This window comes from Tenacibaculum sp. Mcav3-52, assembly GCF_022347665.1.
Classification (GTDB): Bacteria; Bacteroidota; Bacteroidia; order Flavobacteriales; family Flavobacteriaceae; genus Polaribacter; species Polaribacter mesophilus.
In genome coordinates this window covers 672,062-685,997 of sequence record NZ_JAKRGE010000001.1, presented here as the reverse complement: position 1 = coordinate 685,997, position 13,936 = coordinate 672,062, and the positions used below count along the sequence as shown (strand labels likewise).

Here is a 13,936-nt window from a genome sequence, read left to right as displayed (position 1 = left end):
CGTTGTTACACGGGGATGCCTTTTTTGTTTTTATTAAGCTGAAAATTTAGCTGAAATTTCTTTAGCAGCGTCTCTTAAAGTATCAATTACTTCATCAGTTAATTTTCCTGCTTTTAAAGTATCTAAAGTATCTCTATGCTTCGCGTTTAAGTACTCTAAATAATCTTTTTCAAATTCTTTTACCTTGTTTACAGGCACATCTTTTAACAAGTTCTTAGAACCTGCATAAATAATAGCTACCTGATCTTCTACAGTATAAGGATCGTTTTGCGCTTGCTTTAAGATCTCTACGTTACGCTTACCCTTTTCAATTACATTTAAAGTTGCAGCATCTAAGTCAGAACCAAACTTAGCGAATGCTTCTAATTCACGGTACTGAGCTTGATCTAACTTTAGTGTACCAGATACTTTCTTCATTGATTTAATCTGAGCCGAACCTCCTACACGTGATACAGAAATACCTACGTTAATCGCTGGACGAACCCCTGAGTTGAATAAATCAGACTCTAAGAATATCTGACCATCAGTAATCGAAATTACGTTTGTTGGAATATATGCTGAAACGTCTCCTGCTTGAGTTTCAATAATTGGCAATGCAGTCAAAGATCCTCCTCCTTTTACTTTAGATTTTAATGATTCTGGTAAATCATTCATATCTTTTGCAATAGAATCATCAGCAATTACCTTAGCAGCACGTTCTAATAATCTTGAGTGTAAGTAGAATACATCCCCTGGGTAAGCCTCACGCCCTGGAGGTCTTCTTAATAATAAAGATACCTCACGGTAAGCTACTGCTTGCTTAGATAAATCATCATAAACAATTAAAGCTGGTCTACCAGTATCACGGAAATATTCTCCAATTGCAGCTCCTGCAAATGGTGCATATACCTGCATAGGTGCAGGGTCAGATGCATTTGCAGCAACGATAGTTGTATATGCTAACGCTCCTTTTTCTTCTAACATGTTAGCAATTGCTGCTACTGTTGAAGCTTTTTGACCGATAGCTACGTAGATACAGTACACTGGTTGTCCTGCATCATAAAATTCTTTTTGATTTAAGATAGTATCAATAGCAACAGTTGATTTACCTGTTTGACGGTCTCCAATGATTAACTCACGTTGACCACGTCCTACTGGAATCATTGCATCGATAGATTTAATACCTGTTTGCATTGGCTCAGTTACAGGCTCACGGAAGATAACTCCTGGTGCTTTACGCTCTAAAGGCATTTCAAAAGTTTCCCCTTCGATTGGTCCTTTACCATCGATTGGTTGCCCTAAAGTGTTAACAACACGACCTACAATTCCTTCTCCAGCTTTTAAAGAAGCAATTCTTTCTGTACGTTTTACAGTAGATCCTTCTCTTACTGAAGTAGAAGCTCCTAATAATACAACACCTGCATTATCCTCTTCTAAGTTTAATACGATACCTTCTAATCCGTTATCGAATTCTACTAATTCTCCGTATTGTACGTTAGATAATCCATAAACACGTGCAATACCATCACCTACTTGTAATACAGTCCCTACTTCATTTAATGAAGCTTTAGACTCAAAATTTGTTAATTGTTCCTTTAAAATTGCTGATACTTCAGCTGGTTTAATTGCTGCCATCTTATTTCTTTTGATGTATAATTAAATTTTTGGAATGTAATGACCGTTGTCAAACTCTCTCCTTAACTCATTAAATTGACTAGAGATACTTGCATCATACTGCACATCTCCAACTCGTAAGATAAATCCTCCTAATATCTCTGGATTTACTATATTCTCAATACTTGCATTGTTTCCTGTAAGGGCTACAATTTTAGCTTGTATTTTATCTTCTAACTCTTTTGTTAAAGCTACTGCGGTTGTAACTCTGGCAATTTTTGTGTTCTTATAGTGATCATATATAACTGCATATTGCTTAGCAATAGGGTCTAACATCACCATACGCTTATTTTCCTCTAATAAATTAAACAACCCTTTTACTATGTTGTCTACTTTATCTCCAAAAAGTGCATTTAAAACTTTACGCTTATCTGCAGCTTTAATTACAGGACTTTTAAGCATAACATCTAAATCAGCGCTTTCGGCAATTGTATCTACGATTAACTTCATGTTATCATTTACTAAAGCTTCATTTCCTGATTCTTTAGCTAAATTTAAAATTGCTTTTGCGTAACGTAATGCTGCTCTTGATTCTTTCATCTACTGATTAGTTTAAAGTAACCTCTTCTAACATTCCTTCCACAAGCTTTAATTGTTCATCTTGTGAAGCTAATTCTTTTCTTACTACCTTTTGAGCTATTTCGATAGATAAGTTACCTACTGTTTTCTTTAACTCAGCGATAGCTGCTTGTTGCTCTTGTTTTATTGTAGCTTTTGCATTATCTATCATTATAGTAGTCTGATCCTCTGCTTCTTTTTTAGCATCAGCTATAATTTTATCTTTTATCTCACGAGCTTCTTTCATCATTGCATCTCTCTCTGCTCTGGCTTCTTTTGCTAATCTTTCGTTATCCGCTTGCAAGTTTTGCATTTCCTTACGTGCATTTTCTGCAGCATCTAAAGCACCTTGAATCCCTTCCTCACGCTCATTTAACGCATTTAAAATAGGCTTCCATGCAAACTTTGCCATTATAAAGATTAATAAAGCTAAAATTACTAGTTGCATAAAAAACAACCCTACAGAAAAGTCATTAAATATTCCCATTATTATATATTTTTTGTGTTTTTTTGTTTAATTGTGTAAACAATTCCTGCAACCAACCGTTACAGGAATTTGTTTGTTTTTTGTTGCTTATCCTAAAAGTAAAGCACCGAATGCTAAACCTTCTAATAATGCTCCAATAATAATCATTGCAGTTTGGATTTTACCAGCAGCTTCTGGTTGACGAGCAATAGCTTCCATTGCACTACTACCGATTTTCCCTAATCCTAATCCTGCTCCGATTACGATTAATCCTGCTCCAACTAAATTAAGTGTCATAATAATTGATTTATATATAATTAAACAAATTTTTGATTCTAGTTCTTAGTGATGGTCATGTTCTTCTACCGCCATACCAATAAATAACGATGATAACATGGTAAAAATATAAGCTTGTAGAAAAGCTACCAACAACTCTATAATAGTTAAAAACAAGGTTAAAAAGAAAGAGATTCCTGTTGCTCCCGCTGTTCCAAACTTTGCTTTTAATAAAATCATTAACGCTGCGATACCCATAACTACTGAGTGTCCTGCGGTAATATTCGCAAACAAACGCACAAATAAAGAAAATGGTTTAGTTAACATACCCAACACCTCAATTGGTGCTAATACTAATTTCATTAAGACTGGCACACCTGGCATCCAGAAGATATGTTTCCAATAATCTTTATTTCCGCTAAATTGTACGATAAAAAATGTAAATAAAGCTAAACAAACTGTTACTGCTATTTGACCTGTTACGTTAAAACCTAACGGGGTTAATCCTAATAAGTTTAAAACCCAAATAAAGAAAAACACGGTTAATAAGAACCCCATAAATTTACGGTAATGTTTCTCTCCAATATTAGGACGTGCAATTTCATCTCTTACATATAAAACTAAAGGTTCTAGTATACGTGCTACACCTGTTGGTATTGGCCCTTTTTTGTACCCAGAAGCCAAACTTCTAAATCCAAAGAACATTAACAAACCTGCTAAAAACATACCAAACACACTTTTGGTAATAGACAAATCCAATACTTTCTGTGCGTTAGTAGCATGATGCTCCTCATCAAAAGCAACCACTTCTTCACCCGCATTTAATTCATATATTTTACTATGTATTTTCACCAATTTCACATCACCTGCATCCACAACCAATGTACCATCATCGTTATGATGAAATTTTGACGACATGAAAAACTTAATTCCTTTAGTAGTTTTCACTATAACGGGCAATGGAAAGCCTATATGCTTACGCTCTCCTGCATCATTCGTATATGAAAACAAGTTAAAATCATGAGAATCTGCCAAGTGATGCTTAATATAAGCATCTATTGACTCTTTAGTGTTAATTCTACCACTATCATTAGAAGTTGTATCGTCTCCACCTGCAAATGCAGTTAACGATGAAAACACAAGTGTTAAAAGTGTTAAAAACTTGATAGTTTTGTTTGCTACCATCATACCTTTACTAAATATAGATTTTGGGTCTGTAAATTTCGGTGCAAAGGTACACATTTAATTAAAACTACAAACCCTTTTTTTGCTTAGTTTTAAAGAACACCACACATCGTCATAAACAACTCATCTATTTAGTGTTAAGTATTTTTGACAACGCTACAGTTTCGATAGCTAAAAACACCATAATAGGAATTAATAAGGTTGCTTTTTCTGGGTTTGTTAACCCTGCTTCTGAAAAAATACTCTTTTGGAATAGTAGAATAAAAATTCCGAATTTTACCATTAACATTCCTAAATATAAATATCCTGTTTCATTTGGTAAATATCCAAGTACCCATTCTATTAAAGAATAAATTAAAATAGTTGCTATTACATTAAAACAGTATACTTGTAATACAGAAAAAGAAAGTGTTACACCCGCATTAGAAAGCAAAAAACTGTTTAAAAAGAAGCCTCCTATACCTAAAACTAATATAATAGAAGAAAATACTAAAATTCGTTTACTCATTATTGTCGGTTATCTTAATTACTTGGCGTATTACAGAGTAAATAGCACCAAAAACTGCTGCAAGTGTACAAATTTTTACGTAAAGTTGGTTGTCGTTTGGATATTTTTGGTCTAACCATTTACCTAGCAAACTTCCTAGGTAAATAGTTAATCCCATTTGAAGTGCGATTCCTGTGAATCGTATGTATTTATTAAGCGGTTTTTTCTTTGAGTCCTTGCTCATTTTTATTTAGTTCTTTTACCGCTCCTTTCATGGCACAAGTGGCATTAAATTCTGCTCCTGGTTCTACAGATAATTTTCCTATAATTACATCACCATTAATATTTGCTGAAGATTTTACTGTAAGAGTGTTTGAAACAAAAAGCTCTCCTGAAAACTCTCCTTCTATATCTGCATTAGTACATTCAACTTTTCCTTTAATTAAACCAGTATTTCCAATTATTACTCTTCCTTTAGTTTCTATGGTTCCTTCTAATATTCCATCTATTCTAAAATCTCCTTCTGAAATAATCTCACCTATTATTTTAGTGTTTTTTCCTATAATGTTTCTCTCTGCAACTTTGTTTTCTCCTGTTTTTTTACTCTCTTTACCAAACATATTCGGGGAATTTAAGGGGTTATGCTTTATTTAATAGTTCTATAATTTCTTTTGCTTTTTTACCTTCTTGAGTAGTAGCATAACTAACTGCAACAAACTCTAGCGCTTTTTTATAGGTCTCTTTATCTTGATATTTACCTATCGCCAAGGCTTTTAGAAGTGCGAATTTAGGGATTAAATTTGAATTTTTTAGTGTACTTGAAAATTTATCTATTTCACTAACGACCTCTTCAAATTTATTTTCTTTATATAAATAATATATTTCTTTATACTTATTTAAAACCTGATCTTCTTTCTTCTTTTTAACAAGTTTTTTATCTGGGTTTAAAATTATTTGAGCAAAACTTGTTTCTGGATACTTTTCTAGGATAATGTTCTTATAATCATTTGACTTAGCTACATTTCCTTGCTTTTTATATATTTGATACAAGTGGTAACTTATTGGCAATTCCAACTTATTATTTATACTCACCTGTCTTAAGCGTTCTAGGTTTTTAATTGCTAGTGTAGTGTTTGTAAACTGCTCTTTATAAATTAGTCCTAATTGATATAATGCATCATTTCGCTCTTTTACAAGGTCATTAATTACATTGTCATCAGTTGGTATAGCTTCAAGATATGTTGAAAGCTCATATCTTTTGTTGATTTTTTTTCCATTAATATCATCAGACACATCTTCTGTGACGCTAATAGATTTGTCTGATAATCGCCAGTTATCTTCTAGAGGGCGTGTTCCCCATATTTTTTGAAAATCTGCTCTTCCAAACCCTAATGCTTGAGTATTGTAAAAGTACCACTTCCCTTTATTTGCACTATTATTTATAGATACACCGCCTCCAAAACCATTTCCAAAGTTCTGAGCATTGAGCATTTGTTGTCTTTTTTCTTCGTCTTCTTTCTTTATTTTTTCTATATATGTCACAAAAAAAGAAGTTCTTTCATCTAGCGTCATTCCAACTAAACTAAGAATACTGTCGTTATTTTTAACAGTTTCCTCATATTTTCTTAAAGTTGTTAACCCTTTACTCTTTCTACGAATTCTACGAATTCTTTTTTCTTGATCAAACTCTTTGGAAACCACCTGCAATACGCTATCATAATATGAGCCTGCTAACAAATAATTCTCTTTTTCAAAAGCTATATTTGCCAAGCGTTCATACGCATATGTTTTTTGGTAATTGTTGTTATGCTTCGCTTGTAAAGATTTTTTATAATATTCTGCTGCCGCTTCAGGATTATTTCTCCCTTCTTGAATCACCCCTGCTTGGTAGTATAACTCGTTTAAAAACTTGCGGTTATCAGAGTTTTTAATCAGTTTTCTTAACCTTGCCAACATTAATATTGATGTTGAATCATTTGGAGTATTTTTAGCAAGTTCAATATTTGCTCGAATACGGAACTTGTCTGGTGCTCTTTTAAATTCTGATAATCTTCGAAACACCATTCTTGCTGAATCTTTTCTATCTAATTCGCTGTAAACCTGACCTAACACAAACATATTTCTTGCTGTTTGCTCTTTATTGTAACGTGTTTTAGTTGCTAATTTTAAATAATCTACCATTTTTTGAATGGTATCGGTTTGTTCATATGCCATTGCCATGGCTGTATAAGCTTGTTCTTTTACCGTTTTATTTATTTTTTCTTTCTCATCTAAAACATCTAATAACAACATTAATGTTTCTATAGCTCTTTTTTCATTACCTAGACGAATATTTGTTTTCGCCCTCCATATTTTTGTTTCATAATTTAAATTTGCTTTTGGATAATTAACTATTACGTAGTTAAAGGCTTCTAATGCTGGAATAAAACGCTGGGTATAATATCTTGATTTACCTAACAATAAATAAGCGTCATCTATCTGGCTATTTTTTTCATAGCCATTAATATTCATTGAATGTGTTTGAACGGCTTTTATTGCTTTTTCTTCTGCTTTTTCAAAAGGAGTTAGGTTTTTGTCTTCTTCACTCTCTTCAGTATTAAATCCTGTACCTGGTGTAAGTACTTTCGTAGCTAACTTACTTTCATCAAAAGTTATAGGTTCTATTTGTAAGCGTTTCCAGAAATTGTCTTCGTGCTTTTCTTGAATTTCTTCAAGTCCTTTTAAATACGCTTGCTCTCCATTAAAAAGCACATTGTATTTAGTAGTAACGGCATGGTAACTTCTATTCAAAAAAGCATCCTTTTTAACACTACACGAATACACGATAGTTCCTAAAACACTGAATACTATTATCTTTACCCCTTTTTTCATATACTATTACTTTTACAGTACAACAACGTAATAATTGCATTTTTTGTACGTAAAGAGGTAAAAATAATAATTATAAGGTGATTTTTACCTTGTTTTATTCAGAAAAATAGCTTTCTAGCTCTTTTAAAGTTTCTTGTGATGTATTTATATCTTTTACAACATTTCCTTTATCTAAGACTACGATACGCCCACACACCTCAGTTACGTGACTTAAATCGTGACTAGAAACTAGTACAGTTACATCATTATTTTCTGTAAGTTTTTTAATTATTTTTTTTAATCTAATTTGTGTTGTAGGGTCTAAGTTTGCAAAAGGTTCATCTAAAATTATCACTTGTGGATTCCCCATCATTGCAGCTACAATACCTACTTTCTTTTGATTTCCTTTACTTAAGCTTCGTAAGTATTTTTTCTTTCCTAAAATCTCTTCATTAAAAAACTCATCAAACTGAGCTAAAAAAGCTTTTACATCAGCTTTATTCATCCCGCGTAAATCTCCAACAAAATCAAAGTATTCTTCAGGTGTTAAATATCCTATTAAAAAAGTTTCATCTATAAACGACCCTGTAAATGTTTTCCAGTTCTCACTTTTATTTACAATTACTTCATTATTTACAATCCCTCCTGTAGTTGGTCTAATTAAATCTAATAACAGGTTAAACAAAGTTGTTTTTCCTGCTCCATTATTCCCTACTAACCCAAAAGCTTGTCCGCTTGGAATATTCAACTCTTCTATGTTTAAAACTTGTGTACTTCCGTATGTTTTTGAAATATTATGTATAGATATCATTTTGTTTAGTTTTTGGTTAGTTATGATTTTTGGCTGAATGCATGTATTACTGCGTACTTACTTTTAATGTATCTTTTTTCTATAAAGTTCATAAAGTAATTTTTGAACGCTAATGCTAGTACTCCTGCAATAGCAATTGCTAAAACTCCTGCATTGAAACTCACAAACTTGTTGAAAACCCAGAATAAGAACATAGGAATTCCGATTATGGGAATTATGATTAAAAAATTGGTTGCACTGGTTCCTTGATAATTTGAAAACCCACTTTTATTTAGGTCTATACGTTTTCGGTTAAAAGAACCTGCAAACAATAAAAAAAGAGAGTTAAATCCTATATTAAATATTGCTCCTGCAGTTATCATTAAAAAAATATCTAATCCATAGAAATAAGCATAAGGAATGCTTAACAAATACAATGCTCCTGATACTACAACCATTAAATACCACTTACTTTCTAAAAATTTTCGATAACGGATATTTTGACTCATAAGCATTTTGTAATACTCACTATCCCATGCAGGAATAAACTGACCATAATTTAATGTAAATCCTCCTGTCACAAAAATTGCTGCAAAGACTAAGAAAGCAGGCATTTTTTCTCGATATGTTTCTTCTCCAAAGAAGAAAGTTCCGTAAAAAAGAAATATAAACGACATAAAAAATACTGTTTTGGTACGTTTATTCCTCCAAATTTGACGAATATCATTTTTAATAAATGGCGCGACATCTCCTAATCTATCAACAAAAGATAAGTCTGATTCTTTTGCTACTTCTTCTTTACTTTTTATAGCGTCATCTAAATATGCTTTTTCTCTTAATAATTTAAAGTTTATATAATATAAACCTATCAATAGAACCACTCCTATTAATGTAAAAGCAGGAAGGTTATATACTGATTGAAAAACAGGAGCAAACACATAATTTACGTTAAACAGCTGGTATTTATTTCCAAAAAACAATATTGCTAGTACAACAATCATTACTCCTAGTGCATAATTGTTTTTATTTATTAAAAAATTTACGTAGTTAGCACTTAACACTAGCATAACCATTAAAAACAACCATCCTAAAACCCCCATAATATCATAGCCTTGACCTATTAATACTATTGAAAAAGGCACATAAAAAAACAACGGCATTATATTGAAGAACGACACTGCTGATTTTCCTAATACAAAATGGACTAACTTTTCTTTTTTTACCGGTAAGTTTAGAAACGGCTTAATGTTTAGTACTGGTAATTTTTGCATTAAGTAGCGAAAAATTAAATCTCCAAGTAATAAAAAAACAAGAAATCCATTCACAAAAAAAAGTGGATCTGTATTTGGGTATTCTTTTTTAATGAAAAAATACCCTCCTATTCCTATCATTAAAAATGAAACTAGCATATACAATGCAAAAAAGCCCATGATAATTTTTAATGCAATACTTTTTCCGAAATAAGAAGAGCGAAAAAACTGCTTCCACTCTAACTTTAAAAAATGTGCAATCATTTGGTTTTGTATTTGGTTGATTATCTTATTTGTCTTTTTCTACAACTTTTTGTTACATAAAAAAAGCATCAATTTAAAAATTGATGCTTTTCTACCGTTGTTATGATTTATCTTTTATTTTATTTTTAAAGATTTTGCTATTGCTTCTAACTCAAATATAAAATCTCTTTTATTTACTGAAGGTGCATAAGTAAAGCCTTCAAAAACAAGAACACGGTTGTTTTCTTTATCAATTATCGAGTAATTAATAAACGGTCCTGCCATAAAATCATTCTTTACTTCCCATTTACCTCTAGTTTCATAAGCTTTTCTTCCATCAATTTCTGCATCGAAAGTAAATGGTGTATATGCTTGTTCGGTAATCATGTGCATTCCTTCTTTACTTCCTGGAATATATTTTTTACCAATCGTATCGCGCATTCTTGTTATATTATCTTCTACTTTACTTTCATCTTCTAATGGATAACTATACACTAAAATATTGTTGGTTCCATCTCCTCTTGCTATTCCGCTTTTTAAGTGTTGACGTAACCATAAAAAGTCTCCCGTATCTTCAACAAGTTTAAACCTTTCAGGAATGGTTAATGAAATACCTAATTTTTTTATTGTTTTGAATTGGCTTTCATCTAATTTTTCTTTTTTAAAAATGTTTTGAGTAAATTTTACATCTTCATCTTTAAATAGTTTAATAATCTCTTTTCCTCTGTTGCGAATCAAGTCAACCAAAGCTCCTTTACTTTTAGCTGTTGCATAAACTAAAATTTGAGGTTCAGCATATTTGTTTTTTTCTACTGCTATTTTTTCTTTTTCTCCTTCTCTAAGAATCAAAACAGCTCTTGCATTCCTTATAAAACCTTTAAATCCTATAGGATCTATTTGTCCTACTGAAAGTAATGTTTCAGGCTGTGGTAATCCTACCTGATGCTCCCCAAAAACAGAGCGAATTTCGTCACCAATTTTACCTTCCCAATCATTTCCTTTAATTACTACTAATATTTTATTAGTATTTCCATTTGATGTTGGTAAAACATAGTCGCTTTTCTCTCCTTTATTTTTACACGAAACTGTTATAAAAATCAGGGCAAATAATGCTATTAGTTTATTCATAGTTTGTGGTGTTTAGTAGTTGTTTTTTAGCTTTTAAATATTTTAAGTTTCATTCCTGGTTTCAAACTCTTAACACTCCAAATATTGTTCCATTTTTTAATTTCATCAACAGAAACTGATGGATATTTTTTTGAAATAGTCCATAATGAATCTCCTTCTTTAACAACATACACCTCATGCTTACCTGTTGGTGCTTTATATTTTTTCTTTGAAACCTTCTTTGGAACAGCCATTCTTTTAGGATAAACACTTAATCTCTGACCTATTTTTAAATGATGTGTGCGTAAACCATTCCAACGTTTAATATCACTTACTCGTACTCCAAATTTATTAGCTATTTTACCTAGATAATCTCCACTTCGAACTCTGTAACGAATACGTTTATCCATTTCAAAATACTTTGGTAATGGCTTTTCTCTTTTAGCGTCATCTTCATTTGCTAAAGCATATATTTCTTTTTCCTTTTCTAAGAAGTCCATTAAGTTTCTTCGAGGTAATCGAACTGCATAATTTTTTTCTTTTACATATGGAATAATATCTAGCTTATACGACGGGTTTAGAAACGCTAATAAATCAGAATCTATCCCTGTTTTTTCTGAAATCTGATCAAAACTAATGGTTCTTTTTACACGAACTGTATCTGTCTCAAAATTGAATATTTTCGGTGCTTCAGGGTAAATATGGTGCTTTTCTGCATACTCAAAAATATACATCGTTGCATAAAATGCTGGTACATACCCTGCTGTTTCACGAGGCAAAAAAGGGCGGATATTCCAATAGTTTTTATATCCTCCAGAACGCTTTATTGCCTTTGATACATTTCCTGGACCCGAATTATATGCTGCTAAAGCTAAATCCCAATCACCAAAAATTTTATATAGTTGACTTAAGTATTGACAAGCTGCTTTTGTTGATTTTACTGGATCTTGACGTTCATCTACATACGAATTTACTTTCAAATCAAACTGAACACCTGTTCCATACATAAACTGCCATAAACCTGTAGCTCCCACCCAAGAACGAGCGTCGGGTCTTAATGCTGACTCAACAATAGCCAAATATTTCATTTCTAACGGAATATCATATTGATCTAAGTATTGCTCAAACATTGGAAAATAATATTGAGCACGAGCCATTAATGCTGGATAGTATTTTTTTCGGTATTTTAAATAACTGTTTATTACTTTTTCTAACGCAGGATTATACTCTAAATGAAACGGTGTTTTTACGTTTAGGTCTTGTAATCTTTTCTTTAATAAATCTGTTGTTAGAATTGTGGTTGTATTTCCTAAAATATCTTTATCGTTAATTACATATTGAATACTGTCAAACAACGATGAATTAAATTTTTCTTCAATCAATAAGCTATCAATCATCTTTAAATCTTCTGTAGAAAATAGCTCTTGGTTTTGCGATAAGTTTATAGAGTCATTTACCACAACATCAATACTGTCTTTAGCTATAAAAAGACTATCAACAGGTTGTTGCGCAAAAATTGAAGTTGTAAAAAGTAGTAGTGTTAGTAATTTCTTCATGTTGGTTTTATAAATCTAATTCAACTGCAATTGGGCAATGATCTGAATGTTTTGCTTCTGGTAAAATATATGCTCTTGAAATTTTATCTTTTAATGGTTCGGTTACCATGTTGTAATCAATACGCCAACCTTTATTATTCGCTCTTGCATTTGCTCGATAACTCCACCAAGAATACTCTTGTTTTTCTGGGTGCAAGTGACGGAAACTATCAATAAATCCACTATTGATAAACTTCCCTAGCCATTCACGCTCTTCTGGTAAAAACCCAGATACTCCTTTCATTTTCGGGTTGTGAATATCTATTTCTTCATGACAGATGTTGTAATCTCCACAAATAACCAAGTTAGGAATTTCTTTTCTTAACTCTGTAGCATAGGTTAAAATTTCATCCATGTAGTTGAACTTATAGTCTAATCGAGCACTATTAGTTCCTGAAGGTAAATACATACTCATTACAGAGACCTCATCAAAATCTACACGAAGATTTCTCCCTTCAAAATCCATAGATTCTATTCCTGTACCATACTCTACATGGTTTGGTTCTTCTTTACAAAAAATTGCTACTGATGAATACCCTTTTTTCTCTGCTGAAAACCAATAATGGTATGGATATCCAGCGTTTTCAAACTCAGTTACATCTAATTGTTCTTTATGAGCTTTGGTTTCTTGAATACATATTACATCAGGGTTCGCTGCTTGTAACCAATCGATAAACCCTTTTTTTAATGCTGCTCTAATTCCGTTTACGTTGTATGAGATTATTTTCATCTATTTTTAAAATACAAAAACGTAAAGCTTAACACTTTACGTCTTTTTTTTATCCTATAATTTTGTTAAATATTCATTTCTGGAATGTCTCCTTCAACTACTAAAGTTCCTTCTGTAGCTGCTTTAATTTCTTCTACAGATACTCCTGGAGCTCTTTCTAATAAGTGAAATTTATTGTCTTTGATCTCTAATACCGCTAGGTTGGTTACAATTTTAGTTACACAACCTACACCTGTTAATGGTAAGGAACATTTTTTAAGTAACTTCGATTCTCCTCTTTTATTGGTATGCATCATTGCTACAATAATGTTATCGGCAGAGGCTACTAAATCCATCGCTCCCCCCATACCTTTTACCATTTTTCCTGGTATCTTCCAGTTCGCTATATCTCCATTTTCAGCTACTTCCATAGCTCCTAAAATGGTTAAGTGTACATGTTTACCACGAATCATTGAAAAGCTAGTAGCAGAATCAAAAAAACTAGCTCCTGGCATAGTTGTTATAGTTTGTTTTCCTGCATTGATAATATCAGCATCTTCTTCTCCTTCAAAAGGAAAAGGTCCCATACCTAATACTCCATTTTCTGATTGAAATTCTACTTCTATATCATCACGAACAAAATTGGCTACTAATGTTGGAATTCCGATACCAAGGTTTACATAATATCCGTCTTTTACTTCTTTTGCGATTCTTTTCGCTATTCCGTTTTTATCTAACATTTTTAATTTGAAAATTTGTTGATTTGA

General features: G+C 32.0%; 15 protein-coding genes. All 15 read right to left on the bottom strand.

Annotated elements, in window-relative coordinates; all coding sequences use genetic code 11:
• Positions 1 to 33: 33 nt before the first annotated feature.
• Positions 34 to 1,614 (bottom strand): F0F1 ATP synthase subunit alpha, encoded by a 1,581-nt coding sequence (atpA, locus tag MHM83_RS03200; RefSeq protein ID WP_047788151.1) that lies wholly within the window; start codon positions 1,612 to 1,614, stop codon positions 34 to 36.
• A gap of 21 nt (positions 1,615 to 1,635) precedes the next feature.
• The gene (atpH, locus tag MHM83_RS03195) at positions 1,636 to 2,193 is read right to left on the bottom strand and encodes an ATP synthase F1 subunit delta (protein WP_047788150.1); all 558 of its coding nucleotides are present in this window, start codon (positions 2,191 to 2,193) and stop codon (positions 1,636 to 1,638) included.
• 7 nt (positions 2,194 to 2,200) lie between these two features.
• Entirely contained in the window at positions 2,201 to 2,698 is a 498-nt protein-coding gene (locus MHM83_RS03190; RefSeq protein ID WP_047788149.1) for a F0F1 ATP synthase subunit B, read from the bottom strand.
• Between the two features lie 87 nt (positions 2,699 to 2,785).
• Positions 2,786 to 2,974 carry an ATP synthase F0 subunit C gene (gene atpE, locus MHM83_RS03185; protein WP_028891526.1) on the bottom strand — a complete coding sequence of 63 codons (189 nt, stop codon included), beginning with the start codon at positions 2,972 to 2,974 and terminating at the stop codon, positions 2,786 to 2,788.
• A gap of 45 nt (positions 2,975 to 3,019) precedes the next feature.
• Complete coding sequence (atpB, locus tag MHM83_RS03180) at positions 3,020 to 4,141, bottom strand: F0F1 ATP synthase subunit A (RefSeq protein WP_047788369.1); 1,122 nt, start codon at positions 4,139 to 4,141, stop codon at positions 3,020 to 3,022.
• Between the two features lie 124 nt (positions 4,142 to 4,265).
• Positions 4,266 to 4,646 carry a DUF6168 family protein gene (locus MHM83_RS03175; protein ID WP_073182425.1) on the bottom strand — a complete coding sequence of 127 codons (381 nt, stop codon included), beginning with the start codon at positions 4,644 to 4,646 and terminating at the stop codon, positions 4,266 to 4,268.
• A complete protein-coding gene (locus tag MHM83_RS03170) occupies positions 4,639 to 4,869 on the bottom strand; it encodes an AtpZ/AtpI family protein (RefSeq protein WP_159488822.1) in 231 nt (76 codons plus the stop codon). Before MHM83_RS03170 ends, MHM83_RS03175 begins: the two co-directional genes overlap by 8 nt.
• Complete coding sequence (locus MHM83_RS03165; RefSeq protein ID WP_047788147.1) at positions 4,838 to 5,245, bottom strand: bactofilin family protein; 408 nt, start codon at positions 5,243 to 5,245, stop codon at positions 4,838 to 4,840. The genes MHM83_RS03170 and MHM83_RS03165 overlap by 32 nt, the downstream gene beginning before the upstream one ends.
• 19 nt (positions 5,246 to 5,264) lie before the next feature.
• A complete protein-coding gene (gene porW, locus MHM83_RS03160; RefSeq protein ID WP_239178358.1) occupies positions 5,265 to 7,496 on the bottom strand; it encodes a type IX secretion system periplasmic lipoprotein PorW/SprE in 2,232 nt (743 codons plus the stop codon).
• 94 nt (positions 7,497 to 7,590) lie between these two features.
• Entirely contained in the window at positions 7,591 to 8,286 is a 696-nt protein-coding gene (locus tag MHM83_RS03155; RefSeq protein WP_239178356.1) for an ABC transporter ATP-binding protein, read from the bottom strand.
• Positions 8,287 to 8,306: 20 nt separating this feature from the next.
• Entirely contained in the window at positions 8,307 to 9,779 is a 1,473-nt protein-coding gene (locus MHM83_RS03150) for a DUF5687 family protein (protein ID WP_239178354.1), read from the bottom strand.
• Between the two features lie 114 nt (positions 9,780 to 9,893).
• Positions 9,894 to 10,886, bottom strand: coding sequence for a DUF4837 family protein (locus tag MHM83_RS03145; protein ID WP_073182420.1), 993 nt, complete (start codon positions 10,884 to 10,886; stop codon positions 9,894 to 9,896).
• Between the two features lie 26 nt (positions 10,887 to 10,912).
• A complete protein-coding gene (locus MHM83_RS03140) occupies positions 10,913 to 12,421 on the bottom strand; it encodes a lytic transglycosylase domain-containing protein (protein WP_073182419.1) in 1,509 nt (502 codons plus the stop codon).
• Between the two features lie 7 nt (positions 12,422 to 12,428).
• Positions 12,429 to 13,190 carry an exodeoxyribonuclease III gene (locus tag MHM83_RS03135; RefSeq protein ID WP_047788142.1) on the bottom strand — a complete coding sequence of 254 codons (762 nt, stop codon included), beginning with the start codon at positions 13,188 to 13,190 and terminating at the stop codon, positions 12,429 to 12,431.
• Positions 13,191 to 13,255: 65 nt separating this feature from the next.
• Entirely contained in the window at positions 13,256 to 13,909 is a 654-nt protein-coding gene (locus MHM83_RS03130; RefSeq protein ID WP_239178352.1) for a 3-oxoacid CoA-transferase subunit B, read from the bottom strand.
• Positions 13,910 to 13,936 lie beyond the last annotated feature (27 nt).

What these genes read in the sequence shown, in the direction of transcription:
- atpA (WP_047788151.1), bottom strand. Translation starts at nt 1,614, where the DNA reads ATGGCAGCAATTAAACCAGCTGAAGTATCAGCAATTTTAAAGGAACAA.
- atpH (WP_047788150.1), bottom strand. Translation starts at nt 2,193, where the DNA reads ATGAAAGAATCAAGAGCAGCATTACGTTACGCAAAAGCAATTTTAAAT.
- MHM83_RS03190 (WP_047788149.1), bottom strand. Translation starts at nt 2,698, where the DNA reads ATGGGAATATTTAATGACTTTTCTGTAGGGTTGTTTTTTATGCAACTA.
- atpE (WP_028891526.1), bottom strand. Translation starts at nt 2,974, where the DNA reads ATGACACTTAATTTAGTTGGAGCAGGATTAATCGTAATCGGAGCAGGA.
- atpB (WP_047788369.1), bottom strand. Translation starts at nt 4,141, where the DNA reads ATGATGGTAGCAAACAAAACTATCAAGTTTTTAACACTTTTAACACTT.
- MHM83_RS03175 (WP_073182425.1), bottom strand. Translation starts at nt 4,646, where the DNA reads ATGAGTAAACGAATTTTAGTATTTTCTTCTATTATATTAGTTTTAGGT.
- MHM83_RS03170 (WP_159488822.1), bottom strand. Translation starts at nt 4,869, where the DNA reads ATGAGCAAGGACTCAAAGAAAAAACCGCTTAATAAATACATACGATTC.
- MHM83_RS03165 (WP_047788147.1), bottom strand. Translation starts at nt 5,245, where the DNA reads ATGTTTGGTAAAGAGAGTAAAAAAACAGGAGAAAACAAAGTTGCAGAG.
- porW (WP_239178358.1), bottom strand. Translation starts at nt 7,496, where the DNA reads ATGAAAAAAGGGGTAAAGATAATAGTATTCAGTGTTTTAGGAACTATC.
- MHM83_RS03155 (WP_239178356.1), bottom strand. Translation starts at nt 8,286, where the DNA reads ATGATATCTATACATAATATTTCAAAAACATACGGAAGTACACAAGTT.
- MHM83_RS03150 (WP_239178354.1), bottom strand. Translation starts at nt 9,779, where the DNA reads ATGATTGCACATTTTTTAAAGTTAGAGTGGAAGCAGTTTTTTCGCTCT.
- MHM83_RS03145 (WP_073182420.1), bottom strand. Translation starts at nt 10,886, where the DNA reads ATGAATAAACTAATAGCATTATTTGCCCTGATTTTTATAACAGTTTCG.
- MHM83_RS03140 (WP_073182419.1), bottom strand. Translation starts at nt 12,421, where the DNA reads ATGAAGAAATTACTAACACTACTACTTTTTACAACTTCAATTTTTGCG.
- MHM83_RS03135 (WP_047788142.1), bottom strand. Translation starts at nt 13,190, where the DNA reads ATGAAAATAATCTCATACAACGTAAACGGAATTAGAGCAGCATTAAAA.
- MHM83_RS03130 (WP_239178352.1), bottom strand. Translation starts at nt 13,909, where the DNA reads ATGTTAGATAAAAACGGAATAGCGAAAAGAATCGCAAAAGAAGTAAAA.